The 16,108-nt window shown below is 38.4% G+C and carries 13 protein-coding genes, 2 tRNA genes and 1 pseudogene; 5 read left to right on the plus strand and 11 right to left on the minus strand.

Annotated features, from left to right (window positions below; genetic code table 11):
* Window positions 1–27: 27 nt before the first annotated feature.
* The 5 genes from B5D46_RS09045 to B5D46_RS09065 all read right to left on the minus strand — a co-directional run bounded on the left by B5D46_RS09045 (window position 28) and on the right by B5D46_RS09065 (window position 7,087).
* Entirely contained in the window at window positions 28–687 is a 660-nt protein-coding gene (locus B5D46_RS09045; RefSeq protein ID WP_078929181.1) for a hypothetical protein, read from the minus strand.
* Window positions 688–751: 64 nt separating this feature from the next.
* Window positions 752–1,816 (minus strand): quinolinate synthase, encoded by a 1,065-nt coding sequence (gene nadA / locus B5D46_RS09050; RefSeq protein WP_078929182.1) that lies wholly within the window; start codon window positions 1,814–1,816, stop codon window positions 752–754.
* A 15-nt stretch (window positions 1,817–1,831) separates the two neighbouring features.
* Entirely contained in the window at window positions 1,832–2,362 is a 531-nt protein-coding gene (locus B5D46_RS09055) for an IS1096 element passenger TnpR family protein (RefSeq protein ID WP_078929183.1), read from the minus strand.
* 11 nt (window positions 2,363–2,373) lie between these two features.
* On the minus strand, window positions 2,374–5,013 hold the full coding sequence (locus tag B5D46_RS09060; protein ID WP_078929184.1) for a tetratricopeptide repeat protein: 2,640 nt from the start codon (window positions 5,011–5,013) through the stop codon (window positions 2,374–2,376).
* Between the two features lie 361 nt (window positions 5,014–5,374).
* Window positions 5,375–7,087 carry a carbon starvation CstA family protein gene (locus B5D46_RS09065; protein ID WP_078929185.1) on the minus strand — a complete coding sequence of 571 codons (1,713 nt, stop codon included), beginning with the start codon at window positions 7,085–7,087 and terminating at the stop codon, window positions 5,375–5,377.
* A gap of 421 nt (window positions 7,088–7,508) precedes the next feature.
* On the opposite strand from B5D46_RS09065, the gene B5D46_RS09070 reads away from it, so the two are divergent.
* The 3 genes from B5D46_RS09070 to bioC are packed head-to-tail and all read left to right on the plus strand — an operon-like array spanning window position 7,509 to window position 10,082.
* Window positions 7,509–8,675 carry an aminotransferase class I/II-fold pyridoxal phosphate-dependent enzyme gene (locus tag B5D46_RS09070; protein ID WP_078929186.1) on the plus strand — a complete coding sequence of 389 codons (1,167 nt, stop codon included), beginning with the start codon at window positions 7,509–7,511 and terminating at the stop codon, window positions 8,673–8,675.
* A 1-nt stretch (window position 8,676) separates the two neighbouring features.
* Entirely contained in the window at window positions 8,677–9,333 is a 657-nt protein-coding gene (locus B5D46_RS09075; protein WP_078929187.1) for a pimeloyl-ACP methyl esterase BioG family protein, read from the plus strand.
* Window positions 9,330–10,082: a malonyl-ACP O-methyltransferase BioC gene (bioC, locus tag B5D46_RS09080; RefSeq protein ID WP_078929188.1), complete on the plus strand. Its 753-nt coding sequence runs from the start codon at window positions 9,330–9,332 to the stop codon at window positions 10,080–10,082. Before B5D46_RS09075 ends, bioC begins: the two co-directional genes overlap by 4 nt.
* A gap of 104 nt (window positions 10,083–10,186) precedes the next feature.
* On the opposite strand, the gene B5D46_RS09085 is transcribed toward bioC, so the two are convergent.
* The 3 genes from B5D46_RS09085 to B5D46_RS09095 form a co-directional block, all read right to left on the minus strand.
* Window positions 10,187–11,545: a sensor domain-containing diguanylate cyclase gene (locus B5D46_RS09085; RefSeq protein WP_078929189.1), complete on the minus strand. Its 1,359-nt coding sequence runs from the start codon at window positions 11,543–11,545 to the stop codon at window positions 10,187–10,189.
* Window positions 11,546–11,915: 370 nt separating this feature from the next.
* Window positions 11,916–11,993: transfer RNA gene (locus B5D46_RS09090), tRNA-Val, on the minus strand.
* A 22-nt stretch (window positions 11,994–12,015) separates the two neighbouring features.
* Window positions 12,016–12,093, minus strand: a tRNA-Val gene (locus B5D46_RS09095).
* 326 nt (window positions 12,094–12,419) lie between these two features.
* Here B5D46_RS09095 and B5D46_RS09100 point away from each other — a divergent pair.
* On the plus strand, window positions 12,420–13,376 hold the full coding sequence (locus B5D46_RS09100; protein WP_031491460.1) for a phosphoribosylaminoimidazolesuccinocarboxamide synthase: 957 nt from the start codon (window positions 12,420–12,422) through the stop codon (window positions 13,374–13,376).
* 53 nt (window positions 13,377–13,429) lie between these two features.
* Here the strand turns inward: B5D46_RS09100 and bioA are convergent, their stop codons facing one another.
* The 3 genes and pseudogenes from bioA to B5D46_RS12490 form a co-directional block, all read right to left on the minus strand.
* Window positions 13,430–14,776, minus strand: coding sequence for an adenosylmethionine--8-amino-7-oxononanoate transaminase (gene bioA, locus B5D46_RS09105; protein ID WP_078929190.1), 1,347 nt, complete (start codon window positions 14,774–14,776; stop codon window positions 13,430–13,432).
* Window positions 14,766–15,440: a dethiobiotin synthase gene (gene bioD / locus B5D46_RS09110; protein WP_078929191.1), complete on the minus strand. Its 675-nt coding sequence runs from the start codon at window positions 15,438–15,440 to the stop codon at window positions 14,766–14,768. Before bioD ends, bioA begins: the two co-directional genes overlap by 11 nt.
* A gap of 189 nt (window positions 15,441–15,629) precedes the next feature.
* Window positions 15,630–15,782 (minus strand): annotated as a pseudogene (locus tag B5D46_RS12490) (IS200/IS605 family transposase); the annotation flags it as partial.
* Window positions 15,783–15,881: 99 nt separating this feature from the next.
* On the opposite strand from B5D46_RS12490, the gene B5D46_RS09120 reads away from it, so the two are divergent.
* On the plus strand, window positions 15,882–16,108 hold a 227-nt coding region (locus B5D46_RS09120; protein WP_159443077.1), incomplete at its 3' end, for a helix-turn-helix domain-containing protein.

Genomic DNA, 16,108 nt, shown 5'->3' on the forward strand with positions numbered 1-16,108 from the left:
AGCTAATGCTAACACAATTACTCATGGTTAACTTCCACTCATCAGGAATCCAATTGTAAAGATAATCAGAAGAATTGCTCCTGAGATTTTTACAATCTTAAGACCAAGCTTGCTCTTTTTCTCGTCATCAGCGAGCTTTTCAATTCCTTCATGACGGATTTTGTGTTTTAAATCTCGTAATGAAAGAGCTCCATCTGTATTTTCATCAGCCCTTTTGGCAATCAGACCGACTCTTGCTGTACCTCTGTACATGTAAAAAGAAAAACCGATGGAATTTCTTGTAAAACGTTCTTCCTTATAGTCAAGAACAACATTACCGCCGAGTTTCTCGCATAAATCAATAAAAGCAAATTTTAAGGCTTTAGAGTTTCTTGCCTCGCGATTGAGGGCAATGTCACTAGAATCGATCAGCTCATATCCCTCTGGTATACCAGAGGTGATAATACCAGTCTGCTGAGGCTCGAGATAAAAGATATTATCTTCAAGAAAATTCTGCTCCTTGGAGATAACCATGTTTACCACAAGCTTATCTTCAAGATCAAAATCAACTCTACAGCCGTTAACTAGCTTTGAATAATCCTGATTAGGACTTAGACTTTCTGTTGAAAACTTAAGTAAAAGGCCATCATCAGACTGAATCGCACCTGTGTTTTCAACTGCATTAAAGTATGTAATGGTTCCCTTCATTAAAATAATTCCCCCAGAACAATCCTACCTGATATTACTTATATGTCCTATAGAAGATATGTGTCTATAGAACAATCTTTCCGGCCTTCAGATCTGCTGAAAATGACAGCATTCTATCCAGTGGCTTTAAGGCGCCTAAACGAACGGACTCATCCACATGAACACTGTGAGGTTCAGGATCATTTAATGCTCTGATTAATGATTCAAGTGTGTTCATCCCCATCCAAGGACAGTTTGCACAGCTTATGCAGTGACCGGATGTACTTACAACAGGAGCCTCGATAAACTTCTTGTCAGGACAGGCCTGCATCAGTTTGTAGAAAATATGCTTTTCTGTTCCGATAATAAATTCTTTACAATCTGAATTCTTTGCATAGTTAAGAATCTGTGAGGTTGAACCCACATAATCAGCCTTTGCTACCACAGCTGCAGGAGCTTCAGGGTGAACCAGAATCTTTGCATCAGGATTTTCCTTTTTAACAAAATCCAAAGCATTCTCTTCAAATGAATCATGAACGATACATCTGCCTGGCCAGCAGTAGATTTCACAATCAGATTGAGCTGCGATATATGAACCAAGATGACGGTCTGGTACCCATAGAATAGGCTTTCCCTGCTTTGTCAGGTATTTTCCTAGTTCAACTGCCAAAGATGAGGTTACAATCCAGTCAGCCTGAGCCTTAACCTGAGCAGAGGTATTTGCATATGCAACTACAGTTGCTTCTGGATGCAACGCTTTGATTTTCTTAAGATCTTCAACATCACAGCATAGATCTAATGAACATTCAGCCTTTAATTCTGGCATGATAACAGTCTTGTCAGGAGAAAGAATCTTGGCAGTTTCACCCATAAATCTTACACCAGCTACCAAAAGCAGGTCTTTATCACTATCTCTTCCCACTCTTGCCATTTCAAGAGAATCACCGATAAAACCGCCCGCAGCCTCACAGAGACGCTGCATTGTTTCTGAGGTATAGTAATGAGCAATTAAAAGAGCATTTTTCTTCTTGATAAGTTCAAGAGCCTCATCAAACAAGGCTTCATCTTTTTTCTTTTCTTCTAAGGAAAGAGTATCAGGTAATAAAAAAGAGTCAGGTACTCTGACTCCGTCTATCATGTGTAGTGGCATTTTTATAATTATCCTTTAACCTTTTATATCGAACGGAATAGCGCTAACCTGACTCATGGTTGCCTCAAGATCCTTGCGGACTGATCCGTACTCTCTCAATCTGTTTGTAACTTCCTTCAAATTAAGACTAGGACAGTCATCCTTGTCATAATAAGCACTGATAGCATCAGTGGTCAGGTTATCTTCGGGAGGAAGAATTCCCGCTCCAACAAGGCAGGATGGTATCAGGCAGTAAAGCTTATCTTCAGCCTTCATAACTTCAACCTTATGATTTAAAGAGCCTTGTGTTTCATTGACAAAACCGAATACATCACCAGCATTTAAAGAAAGTGAATCAAAGGTTTTAAGCTCTTCTAATGATGAAGTCTGACCATCAACGCCAGCGGAGATCTTTCTGCTGTCTATATTAAAACAATATTGAGATTTCTTATAGTCAAAAGCAAGACCGATCAATTTTGCAACATGTGAAATATCAGCCTTTCCGTCAATGGCGACAAGACGCCATAAAGGAGTGTTTTCAATAGAAACCTTCAAAAGATACTGCACAGCTCAAACTCCTACTGAACTATATTTGAAACAAAAACATCTGCATCAAGAGGTTCTCTGTCAGAAGCGCTTGCCTTGACAGCAACATTGCAGTCTTCACATGCGAGAAGACCGAAATCAAGGGCGGTGAACAGACTGCTTACAATAGAGCCTGAGAACTTACCCTTCATAATCTTCTCCTTGAAGATACTGTATGAAGGAGGCATGGTGTAGGAGCGAATGAACATGAATGCACTTACAAGGTCAAAATCAGAACTGCTCTTTACCTGAACATCATTCAGACGTTCACATAATGAGTAGACCTTCTTTGAATCCTCAAGCTGCTTTTCAGAAATGTTATTGAAGCATACTGAGTATGAACCTTTTACAAGATTCTTTCTTAAATTCGAAAGCACCTGATAATCAGGCTTTATATCCATTCCCTTAAGCTGTTTCTTCTTAAGAGATGGGGTATTTGCCCAGAACTCTGAATGATACAGATTATAGGTAATGTCCTTCTCAAGCTGAGTCTTACCGTTGACAAGCTTGCTGATAATATCCTTCATCTTATAGATTGCAGGAGAATTATCATGGGTGGAATCATCCTTGTCATCCATCATGAAATTAAAGCTTATATCCAGACTCTTTCTGAAGGTTGGGAAATAGGATGACTGAGGTGTATCCAGAGGGAATGCATTCTTATACATTGACTGATAATAGCCAAAGAATGAGGTATAACCGTTTAGAATAGCCTTCTGCTGGTACTCAAAAGCCTTCTCAACATTTGCTGGCAGGAAAATTCCTGAATGGTACATATCACACAGGATTAGACATGCCTGAGGATTATCAGCTGAAAGCTCCTCCATTTCCTCAATTAACTGCATAAATGGAAGCGGACAGTATGTTCCTGTAGCCTTCAGATGTTTATACTCTTCAATTGCATCAGGGAAGATATACTCGGCAGCATAGCGAAGATAGGTATGAGCAAGCTTGGAATTACTGGATTCATATACCTTGTAGAGAACATAATAACCAAGGATATTCCCGTAGTTTATGGCTCTTCTTGCGTACTCTTCAGCCTTATCCATATCATTATTGATTACAGCACCTAAGGCAATATTCAAAAGAGCAAAGGAACTACCCTGCTCTCCGGCAAGTTCCCAATAGCTTAAAGCATATTCATCAGGCTCATGCTCTTCTAATACCATATTGCCTAGCAGGAAACTTGCTTTAGCATATCCCTGCTTTGACAGAAGATGCAGATACTTCTTAGGAATCTTATCAAAAGTACCTTTGTACAGACAGAACAGACAAACATAAGCACTCAGTGAATATGCATCTTTCTCCTTAAGACCTTCCTTAATGAAGTCAAACAGGAAATCAGATATCTCAGTTTCCTTGTTGAGTTTTAAATCTAGAGATAAAGCAATCTCGTTAAGTAAATCAGGATCATCCTCAAGGGTACCTGTAATCTCCAGGAATAGAGCTACTGCAGCCTTTAGTCTGTGACTCTTTGGTGAATTCTGCAGATTCTCAATTATGATATCCAGGAAATCATCAAAGATTTCCATTGGCATAGAGAAAGGAACAGACTCATAATCACAGTCAAATTTCAGAGAATTTAAAAGAGCAAGAATGTTGAACAGACATATCTCTTCAAGGTCATTACCCATCTTGCAGAAAGGCTCAAAACTTAAGAAATGCTGATCCTTGGTAGTTTTAAGGTAACGTACAAGAGCAAAGCAGTTGATAAGAAGAGTGTACAGATCAGTAAGTTCACTTTCTGACTCCATCTCAGAATCAATGCTTAAATCCAGGAAGTAGACAATAAATGCCATGGTGCAGAATGGATCACCTACAACCATGCCATATGAGAACCACTGTCTTGCCTTTGACTTATCTAAAGGCAGATCCTTTCCTCTCATATAGGCATTGGCAATTCTATAGGCTACATTGCCAGGAACGCCCTTGATTACAGAGGAAGCCTCGGCGTAAATCTGAGAAGGATGATATACATTAAATGAAGACTCAAAGATTGTTCTTAAGGCTTCAAGATAGAGAATGTTTTCCTCATCATCATAATCATCAATCTGAATCTGCAGCTGTTCCTCAAAATACTTTATAGGCATCAGGAACAGTCTTGAAATTGATGAAAGATCCTGCCAGTTAGGAGAACCTTCGACAAACAGCTGATCAACAAAAAAGGTTACAGCGGCAGGGATATATACAGGAACACATGAGGAGACAAAATTGTCCTCATTGATTTTATTAAAGTCATCCGCAAACTGACGAATAATCTCAAGAGATCTGTCGTAATACTTCTTTGAACGTGCGTACTTTAATACAGATGAGGATTTGAAATATTTTTTAAAATCACGAGTGCTTATTAAATCCAGTGCAGACTCAAGTCTTGAATAGATTGCGTCCTTCTGTTTTACCCTGCTCTGCTCAAGAGCAACATAGTTCCAGTAAATAAACTCATCTATCTCTGTCTTGTCTGAATTTTCTGTCAGCTCTTTTTCACCGTATCTTCTGACCTTAGCATCAAGTTCATCCTGAGAAATTACAGAATCTCTGCTTTCAATATTAAGAAAGCTGCTCTCAATAAAATGAATCTTATCTTTCAGTTCTGCTTCATCTAGAAGTTTATTTTTATTATTTGCAAGTGACATGTTTTCTCGTGAGTTTCAAAAAAATTACAGTCTCAGTAAAGCATGTTTAAGTAGCTTAATATGAGCGTGGAGGCAGATGCTTACCCAACCTGAGTCCACAGAATCTTTGTTTTGCTTATGAGAAAAAATTAAGGAAAAAAATAAGATTTTGTCTTGTATATTTTTCTATATTTTCTTAGATCGTATTCGTTATTATACACATCGCAAAAAACGAAAAATGATATACATAAGCTTATTTGTCATAAGGTTAGTATATCATTATATTCCTGTTTACACAGTACTAAATAACGGACTATTCTCACATTTTTAGCTAGGCAGAACAGCTTTGCCTAGCCAGTTGAATAGTCCTTAATTATGCACTCTAGGCCTCTGCAGATCTAACGGCAAAGCGGCTCTTAACAGTATGTACGATTACGGATAAGCCTAAAGCTACAAGCATACATGCCATAACTACAAGTACAAATCCAAGTCCCACAAGTACACCGCTAGAATTCCACTGCTGGGAAATTACCTGTGATACGCCCCACAGACTCATGATTAGCATGAATACCATTGGAACAAAGGCAACCATCCAGTTAACATTCTTAGATAGAAGCCATAGTGAGATAACCAGTAGAGTCAAAGCAGACATCAGCTGATTTGAAGCACCGAAGATTGGCCATAAAGAAGCAGCTTCACCACTTAATGCCATATACATTGAAACGCATACGATAGAGAAAGATGCTACGTATTTGTTCATGAAAGCACGTCTAACAAGACCAACAGATGCATTCTTTGATTCATTAGACTTAACATTTTCTTTGCCTGCCTTTGGCATGAACAGCTCCTGACATACAAAACGACCAAGTCTGGTTGCAGTATCAAGAGAAGTCATCATAAATGCAGAGATTGCAAGAGAGATAAATACCTTAGCCAAAGAAACATTAAGACCTAATGCACCGCAGAAGTTTGAAATACCGGTAGCAAATGCAGCAGGAGGATTCTTTCCAAGCTCAGTGAACTCAGCATTACCCATAGACATAACAGCTACTAAAGCCATGATACCTAAAACACCTTCAATCAGCATTGAGCCATAACCGATTGGAAGAGCATCACTTTCCTTGTTCAGCTGTTTTGATGTGGTTCCTGAAGCAACCAGAGCATGGAAACCAGAACAGGCACCACAGGCAATGAATATGAACAGAGCAGGAACCATGTCTGTCATCTTGCCGTCACCGGTAACAGCACTAAAACCTTCAAATGAAGCCATCTTGATCTCAGGACTGTAAGCTAAGATTGAAGCAAAGCCCAAAGCCAGCATTGCATACAGAAGCCATGAGTTCATATAGTCTCTTGGCTGAAGTAGCCACTGAACAGGCATTACTGATGCTACAAAGATATAGATAGCCAGAACTGCAATCCAGAATGACTTTACATTCTCTGGTGCAATATTAAATGCTGTCTCTACATTCAGAGGGAAGCTTTCACCTAGGTAAACTGATAAAAATACTAATGGAATAAAGATTACAGAAGCTCTCTTTAAACTGAAATTTAAATTAATGGTGGTAAAGGCAAATACTGGAGCCAGGAAAATAAACAGCAATGATGCAGTTGCCACCTCAGGGAATTTGGTAAATAAGCCGGCAATCAGAAGAGTAAAAATTGCAACAACAAGTACCAGGCATAGAAGACAGAAGCCTAAGAATAGCTGTCTTCCGGTAAAGCCCATCATTTTTTCCATTACGAAAGATACAGATCTGCCTCTATTACGTACAGAAATAACAAGTGATGCAAAATCGTGGAAAGCACCTACAAATACACATCCAACCAGAATCCAGATTAAAGCAGGAAGCCAGCCGAAATAAGCTGCCATAATTGGGCCTACGATAGGACCAGGACCAGCGATTGAGGCAAAATGATGTCCAAAAAGAACAGGAGCCTTAGTTGGAACATAGTCCACACCATCTAGGTTGGTATGTGCAGGTGTAGGGTTCTTTGGGTCTATTGAAAATAATTTCTTTAAAAAGTTTCCGTACGTAAAATATGCTAAAACAAAGTATGCTAAGCAAATACAGAATAGTACACTGCCTGTCATTTCATTCACCAAAAATACTTAAAATTATTAGGTTAATCAGAATAAAGACAATAGGTCGCACAGGCGAATTACCTGCTAATCTAGAGCACGAGCTTTGTAAGCTTTTGAAGTGTTTTTTATCTAAATGGTTTGAGATAAAAATCGACAGGAACGGGGGTAATGTTCTTTGTCGTTTTGTTTATTAAATGCCAATCTTAAGAAATAGTCAACATTTATTTTTGTGCAACACATAATTATTTATTGTGCATTTTACGCAACACAAAAAATCAACAAAAATTTCAGTAGGTTATTAGGTTAGTTTTTACGGATTTTTTTAAAGCTTTCCATTCTAGAGCATACAATATTAGGGACAGTGACTTCAAAATTTACCATAGTCTTTTGTTTTTGCTAGAATTGCTTAAACCAAAAGAAGGTTATATATATGAATTTGTACGATAGAATGCAGCAGAGTCTTGAAAATAACCGCAGCAAAGGAGTTTTCAGGACTATAGTTCCTAAATCACAGAATCATTCAATGATTACCCTTGATTCTAAGGATTATCTGAATCTCTCATCTAATGATTATCTGGGACTGGCCTCAGATATGAATTGTCTGGAGGAGTTTAATGAGTATGCAAAGTCTTATTCACTAAGACTCTCTTCATCTGGTTCTCCTCTGCTTACCGGAGCTCACGAGAGTTATGCCCTCGCCTGCGAGGTCATGGAGAACTTATTTAGAAAAAAGGCAACTTTCTTTAACAGTGGTTTTTCTGCCAATAGCGGTGTGTTAAGTATTCTTGGCTCAGAAGATACCCTTCTAATTGCAGACAAGCTCGCTCATGCGTCAATGATTGACGGACTAACCGCCTGTAAGGGAAAGTTTCTTCGTTATGCTCACAATGACTATGATCATCTTGAGCGACTTATACAGAAAAGCATTTCAGAATACGATAACATTATTATTGTTACTGAAGCCGTTTTCAGTATGGATGGCGACAGATGCGATCTTAAAAGACTTATAGATATTAAGCACAAATATCCAAATATTTATCTTTATGTAGATGAAGCTCATGGCTTTGGAGTTTTATCAGAAGAAGGAAGCGGTCTGTGCGGCTCTTTAAAGCTTATCGATGAGGTTGATTTTATCCTGACAACCTTTGGTAAAGCCCTGGCATCTGAAGGAGCCTGCATACTTACAAACGAGACAGCTCGCGATTACATTATCAATAATTCCAGACCTCTGATCTTCTCTACCGCATTATCACCTTATACCTTTGCCCATGAGGCGTTCATGGTTAACTATATGAAGAAAAGAAATGATCTTCGTATAAAGCTTGAGAAAATCAGTTCATATATTCATCAGACTCTGAATGAATGCGGTTTCGATAATGTTTCCTCATCTCAGATTATTCCCCTTATCACAGGAGATAATGATAGAACCTTAAAGGCAAGTGAATTCTTTAAGACCAGAGGGATCTATGCAATGCCAATAAGACATCCGACTGTACCTCAAGGTAAAGGACGACTAAGAATATCTCTTAATGCAGGATTAACCGACAGTCAGGTTGAACTCCTTGCAGATACGATAAAAGCATTTTCTAAGGAATAAAATGAAACAGCTATTCGTAAAACAGAATCACACCGACAGTCTTAATCTGATTTTTCTAGGTTACGGTCAGGATGGAGCCATTTTTGAGCAGCTTAAGGATAGCGACTGCGCTGACATTGCTCTAGTATATGATTACGAAAATGAGGACTTTGATTCCTCTGTTTATAGTAAATATAAGGACATTAACCTTATATCCTGGTCCATGGGGGTAATGATGGCCCCAAAGGTTCTAGATAAAAACGGACTTTTAGATAAAGTTACAGTCTCATCCGCCATCAACGGAACACTGGAAGGTATCAATGATGAATACGGCATTCCTCTTAAGATGTGGAATGCTACCATTGATGCTCTTTGCGAGAGTGCGATATTAAAGTTTTATCGCCGTATGTGCTTTGATGCAAAGCTATATGAAGAATATCTGAAATTCAGACCACAGAGATCTGTAGAATCTCTCAAATCAGAACTGATCTTTATCCGTGACTTTACAAATAATCCTCTTGTTGATGGATTCTTCTATAACAATGCATTCATTGGTCTTAAGGATAAGATTATCTCTCCTGTAAATCAGTTAAACTCTTTTAAAAAGACCAAAACAATAACACAGGAAGTCGAATGTGCTCACTACAGCTATGAGCTATTCAAAAATCAGCTAGTATGATAGTAAAAAAAGAATCATTAAAAAAACATTTCTCTAAAGCATCAAGAACCTACGATGATAACGCATCGGTTCAGCTCTATATGGGAAAGAAGCTGCTTGAACACATAGCAGATGGTAAATTTAAGCATGTTCTAGAAATCGGCTGCGGATCTGGCATTTTTACATCGGAAATAATAAAAACGTATTCTCCAGAGACTGTTAGTCTCAATGATATCTCAGAAGAGATGCTGAATACCTGCAGAAAGCGTTTTTCAGATTATAAGAATATTAGCTACCACCCTGGTGATATTGAGAAAATCACCTTAAAAGGCAGCTATGATCTGGTTGCATCCAATGCATGTCTTCAGTGGCTTTCCAATCTTAAGGTAGCACTTAACGGATTTATAGAGGCATTGGACTCCAATGGAGTTCTGGCCTTTACAAGTTTTGGCAATGAAAATGTCCGAGAAATATCTTCTTTAACCAACAACGGACTTAAATACCTTTCCTATTCTGAGATGGATGAGATTCTAAAAAGCCTGACTGAGCCCTATTCTCTTCACGAAGAGATTATTCAGTTTCATTACCAGGATGCACTTGATATGCTCAAAACTCTCAAAAAAACAGGTGTAACAGGTTTTTCCAAAAAGATTTGGACAAGAGGAATGCTTAACAGATTCATCGAAGAGTATGAATCAAGGTATTCAGATGAGAAAGGAGTATATTTAACCTGGCATCTATATTATGCAGTTATCAGAAAACGAGGTTAACAGGGAATTCTATTTTTAAAAAGAATTACCAAAATAAAGGTGACAACAGAATCAAACTGTATTGCCACCAGATTTCGTGATATTTAGTTGAATGAATTCAGCAGCTAAATTGAGGAATGACGGCGATCAAGTCCATTCTTTTTGTAGTAATCTGACTTTGCCTTGTACATATTCTGATCAGCTAGCTTAACCAATTCATCAATGCTTAAATCAGGATTCTCTAACCTGCAGGCTCTACCGCAAGCTACTGCCATATTCTTTACAAGATTGCCATTCCAATTACGAATAAAGTCGAAAAAAACTTTTTCTCCCTCGGCGAATTCTTCTGGACTTAAGCAAAACATACCGACAAATTCATCTCCGCCAGTACGAAAAACTTTACCATTTTTTCCTTCTAATGGTTTCATCTTATTAACAATACCAGCAAAACCGCAAATAAGTTCGTCGCCAGCCGCATGCCCATAATTATCGTTAACATACTTTAGCTGATTTATATCGAAAACTACAACTACAAGATTATCTGGCATTGGATTTCTTCGATAATATTCAAGTTGAGATTCATAGGCTCTACGGTTTAAGAATCCAGTCATATCATCTGTTACAGAACGAAGAAACAGTACATGCTCCTGCTGTTTGCGCTCATCAATTACCTGTGTTGAGAACAGAACAACTGTAGGACAGCCGTCATTATCAGTCTCAATAGCAATAAAGTTAGCAATAAACCAACCGGTATGAATACCCACGAACTCAGAGGATAAAGTTTTAAGTCCTCTCATACGTTCACCTAGAGTAGAGAGATCTGTAAACTTAATGGCACTTTCACGATATTGCGGAACAATAACGTTCTCCATAATGATCTTCATTGTTTCAGCCGCAGAGATTTTTTTCTCAAAAAAAGGCCTTATCTCACCACCTGATGAGTATTCTGTAATTAAACCTGTTTTAAGGTTAATTAGATGCATAGAATAATACATGTCTGCAAGAGACTTTAGAATTCTCAGTTGCTCCGACTTTTCCTCATCAGCAGCCTTTAGACTCTCCTCTAATTTTTTCTTATCATCAATATCGATAAAAAAACCAACAATGGAAATTGGAGACCCATCTTCTCGTCGAGCAACTCTACCTGCGGCGTGGAACCAGCGATAACCTCGATTATGGGTTAGAAACTTGTATTCGGTATCATAAACCGTTCTGTTGGTGTAATCCTTGACCGCATTCCAGTAAAGATTAACAACTCTTTCTCTATCATCCTCATGAAGTCTATCAATAAAAGAACTAAGCTTATTTGGGAAATCGGATTCATCTTTATATCCAATCATGCGTCTGAAGACCTGACTCCAGTTCACAGAAACCAATTCTCCCTTCTGGTCAAAAGTCATGTCCCAGGCTCCAGAGCCCAAAGCTTCCTGAAGAAGTTCTACCTCATTAACCATATCTGTTTCTGTATAATTATTATCTTCCATTGTCACAGCGACCTAAAAAAGTTATTAGACTATTTAACATTCGGCTTAAATCCTTTTATATTTTAGAAAAACCGTTCTTTTCAAAAAAGCTCTTACACCACAGTTGCGGTAAAAAATGCTTTTTGTTAATCAGTAAGTCTTAGAAAAGATAGTTTCTATTAACTTTAACTATGATGTTTATTACAGAGAAGTGGATAGTTTTGTTAGAGAAAAGAATATTTGATAACGCGTTTTTGGCAGCTCGATTTAAGCTAAAAAACAGCTAACAATATGCATTCGTACACAACATACTTAAGCTGTGTTCAGTAACTATTAAATTGCAAAAGCAAAATACATTGATTTAATTTTTTTGAAATTTGAAGAAATTAGATGGTGGATGCTATAGGACTCGAACCTATGACCCTCTGCTTGTAAGGCAGATGCTCTAACCAGACTGAGCTAAGCATCCAATTTGGATGAACGTTTCTATATGGTGGATGCTATAGGACTCGAACCTATGACCCTCTGCTTGTAAGGCAGATGCTCTAACCAGACTGAGCTAAGCATCCGTAGAAAGTGAGTGCATTATAATGGGTGAATTAAGATATGGCAAGCGTTATTTTTAATATTTTTTTTTAGACAAACAAACAAAACGCATATATTAGCTATTTATCAACTCAAAAATTTTTTTAAATTTTTTTATTCTTTCTTTAATCCAGTCCACAAAAAATAATTACACTGCCCCAATAAAATGCAAATTTAATGAATCAGAAAAGCTATATACACATTAGTGTATAATTTCTGCGTTCACATGAACTTTAGCTTCTTTTTAAGCAGCTAAAATCTTTCTTTTCATGGCAGGTTCACTGCCTTTAATTAGGTTAAGTCAAATATCATGAGTAACGCATTAACAAAAACCGAATTTAATTTCCCAGGTCAGAAAAGTGTTTATCACGGTAAGGTAAGAGACGTTTACAACATCAATGATGAAATGCTGGTTATGGTAGCAACCGACAGAATTTCTGCGTTTGACGTTGTTCTACCAGAGGGAATTCCATACAAAGGACAGATGCTAAACCAGATTGCAGCAAAATTCCTTGATGCAACTACTGATATTTGCCCTAACTGGAAAATTGCTACTCCAGATCCAATGGTTTCTGTTGGTATCATGTGTGAAGGTTTCCCTGTAGAAATGATCGTTCGCGGTTATCTATGCGGCAGCTCATGGAGAGCATACAAGAGCGGTGTTAGAGAGATCTGCGGTGTTAAATTACCAGAAGGCATGAAGGAGAATCAGAAATTCCCTGAGCCAATCATTACTCCTACCACAAAAGCTGAACTGGGCCTTCATGACGAAGATATTTCAAAAGAACAGATTTTAGAAAGAGGTCTTGCAACTCCAGAAGAGTATGCATTACTGGAGAAGTACACTCTTGCCCTATTCAAGCGTGGTACTGAGATTGCAGAAAAGAGAGGCCTAATCCTTGTTGATACTAAGTATGAGTTTGGTAAGCACAAGGGAACCATCTACCTGATGGACGAAATCCATACTCCTGATTCAAGCCGTTACTTCTACAAGGATGGTTATCAGGAGAGATTTGAGAAGGGTGAACCTCAGAAGCAGCTATCAAAGGAATTCGTTCGTGAGTGGCTGATGGACAATGGTTTCCAGGGTAAGGCCGGCCAGAGCGTTCCTGAAATGACTCCTCAGATTGTTGAATCAATCTCTAATCGTTACCTGGAGCTTTTCGAGAACATTACCGGTGAGAAGTTCGAGAAATCAGAGAACACTGATATTGCAGCAAGAATTGAAAAGAACGTTAACGAGTTCTTAAAGAACAAGAATAAGTAACAGTTCTAAAGAAATGATTCTATAGAGGTGCATTAAATGCACCTCTTTTTTTATTAGGACATATTCTCAAGATTTCTTGTAAGAACCTTGTAGGTTATATCCATAGCCTTTGTCAGATCCTCTTTGGAGATGTTCAGTGGAGGATTAAAGTAAAGAGTATCCCCTATTGGTCTTAACAGAAGACCTTCCTTAAGGGCATCCTGATATATTCTGTATCCAAGTCTTAAAGAAGATGGGAATCTCTCTTTTGTAGTCTTATCCTTTACAATCTCCATTACATTGATAAGACCGATACTTCTAACCTGACCAACATTTTTAAGTGAGGAGAATCTTTGGGCAAATGAGGTGCTTAACCACTGAGCAGTTTCACAGGCTTTTTCAATGATATGGTCGCGTTTTAGAATTCTGATTACACTGAGTGCACAGGCACATGCTAAAGGATTACCTGCATAGGTGTGGGAGTGAAGAAAAGCCTTACCCTCAGAGTATTCACCTAAAAAGGCATCATAAACCTGATCTGTTACACCAACCACAGACATAGGCATGTAACCGCCGGTTATAGCCTTAGACATACACATCAGATCAGGAGTAATTCCTGCATGGTCACAGGCAAACCATTTACCGGTTCGACCAAATCCGGTAGCAATCTCATCTGCAATCAAAAGCACACCATGCTTTTTGCATAGGTCACTTAGAAACTTAAGGTATTCTGCAGGATAAATTCTCATTCCTCCTGCTCCCTGTAGAAGAGGCTCAACAATCAGAGCACAGAGTTCAGAGCCATGCTCTTCAAAAACCTTCTCTGCTCTCTCCATACATTTTTGAGGGTAATCCCCAGGATGTAAAAACAGATCAGGAGCTTCTATGTGGATGTTATCCATCATCATTGGCTTATACATCAGATTATATAAATCCATACTGCCGACTGATAATGCACCTATTGTCTCACCGTGATAGCCTTCTGACAGACAGGCAAATCGGCGTCTTTTTGTCTGACCAATCTGCTGCTGGTACTGAAAAGCGATTTTCAGTGCCATTTCTACAGAGGAAGAGCCGTTATCACCGTAGTTAAAATGGGTGATTCCCTTTGGAACAATACTTAAAAGCTCCTTTGTAAGCCCTACTACCCATGGATGAGTGAAATTAGCAAAGATAACGTGCTCAAGAGTTTTGGCCTGCTTACAAAGAGCATCTGATATTTCTTCATTGCAGTGACCTAGAAGATTACACCACCATGAACTGATAATATCCAGAATTTCATGACCGTCCTCAGTAAAAAGATAACAGCCCTTACCTCTTACAACCGGAACAGGAGGAAAAGACTCATAATCCTTCATCTGTGCAGCAGGGTGCCAGATATGCTTTACATCAAAATCAATTAAATTATCTTTAGCATTCATCGAAGTAATCTTCCATGTTCTTATAGCGTAAACTCAAATTCCTATCTCCCTTTCCAAGGGTTGCAATAACCTTAATACCGGAGATTTCCTCAATCATCTTAAGATTATCGGTATGCATCAGGGAATCACAATCATAGTTGTTTAGAATGACTCCCTTCACGTTTACTTTGTTCTGCAGAAGGAAACTTATAGTCAGAACTGTATGATTGATTGTTCCAAGACCAGCATCTGCAACTACGACAGCATTCAGTTTCAAAGCCTTGAGAATATCAAGATACATGAGATGACAGTCTTTCTCCCAGACAACAGGACAGATAATTCCGCCTGCACCTTCGGAGAGAACATAATCATAGCTGTCTCTTAATGAATTGAAATCAGAGACGATTCTCTCAAGACTGGCAAAACGGTTCTCCCCTCTTGCGGCAAGATGAGGAGATAATGGTTTTTCATATAGATAGGAAAGAAGTGATTCTGTATTCTGTTTTATGCCTGAAGAATCTCTGACATAACCTGCATCAGAATGCTCTATGCAGTCTGAGCCACTCACAGCAGCTTTATAATAAGCTAGGGATAAATTCTTTCTAGTAAGTTCTCTTGCTATAGCAGCACTTACATAAGTCTTACCGATATCAGTACCGGTACCTGTTACAAATAATCCTCTCATTGTTAAACCTCTTTCATAATGACAGACATTCTAACATAGTGAATCGATGAGGATTGATTTATAATCAGCCAACAAAAAAAACCTGAAACATAGTCCCAGAGGTTTTCTTATTTTATCAAGTAATAGGCACGCTAAAACCTTGCAGTTTACTGCGGGGATAAAGCGTGCCGATTAGAAAATGGATATTTTCTAATCAGGTGTGTTCTGTTGTTCTATATATTGTCTAATAATAGAAATTGAGGCTCCTCCACAACTGCATGCAAAATAGGATGGCGACCAAAGAGCTTTCTCCAGTTTTGAGATTGCAACTTTTGGAGGATAACTGACTGGCAGATGAACATGCAAATTGTAAACACAATGTCGGCCGTGCAAAAATTCTGTGTTTTTCATATACTATCATCCTCAATTGTTAATAATCTTGATAGAGTCCTTTCATCGTAAATGAATATCAACTGGAAACAGGCATACAAATATAGGTTAAGACCTAATGGCGCACAGCAGAGAAGATTACTTCAGCTCTGCGGCTCTGCCAGATATGCATGGAACCAGGTATTGGCAGGAAGAAATGAGGAATATAAGGAATATCTTGAAGACATCGAATCAGCCAAATGCTGGGGAGAAGATGTTTCTTTAGTACCAAAGCCAAGACCTATAAATAGATTTTCATT

This window comes from Succinivibrio dextrinosolvens DSM 3072, assembly GCF_900167015.1.
Lineage (GTDB): Bacteria > Pseudomonadota > Gammaproteobacteria > Enterobacterales > Succinivibrionaceae > Succinivibrio > Succinivibrio dextrinosolvens.

Coding starts and splice junctions, on each gene's coding strand:
- B5D46_RS09045 (WP_078929181.1), bottom strand. CDS start 687: ATGAAGGGAACCATTACATACTTTAATGCAGTTGAAAACACAGGTGCG.
- B5D46_RS09070 (WP_078929186.1), top strand. CDS start 7,509: ATGAATTTGTACGATAGAATGCAGCAGAGTCTTGAAAATAACCGCAGC.
- B5D46_RS09085 (WP_078929189.1), bottom strand. CDS start 11,545: ATGGAAGATAATAATTATACAGAAACAGATATGGTTAATGAGGTAGAA.
- B5D46_RS09075 (WP_078929187.1), top strand. CDS start 8,677: ATGAAACAGCTATTCGTAAAACAGAATCACACCGACAGTCTTAATCTG.
- bioA (WP_078929190.1), bottom strand. CDS start 14,776: ATGAATGCTAAAGATAATTTAATTGATTTTGATGTAAAGCATATCTGG.
- bioD (WP_078929191.1), bottom strand. CDS start 15,440: ATGAGAGGATTATTTGTAACAGGTACCGGTACTGATATCGGTAAGACT.
- B5D46_RS09100 (WP_031491460.1), top strand. CDS start 12,420: ATGAGTAACGCATTAACAAAAACCGAATTTAATTTCCCAGGTCAGAAA.
- bioC (WP_078929188.1), top strand. CDS start 9,330: ATGATAGTAAAAAAAGAATCATTAAAAAAACATTTCTCTAAAGCATCA.
- nadA (WP_078929182.1), bottom strand. CDS start 1,816: ATGCCACTACACATGATAGACGGAGTCAGAGTACCTGACTCTTTTTTA.
- B5D46_RS09065 (WP_078929185.1), bottom strand. CDS start 7,087: ATGACAGGCAGTGTACTATTCTGTATTTGCTTAGCATACTTTGTTTTA.
- B5D46_RS09060 (WP_078929184.1), bottom strand. CDS start 5,013: ATGTCACTTGCAAATAATAAAAATAAACTTCTAGATGAAGCAGAACTG.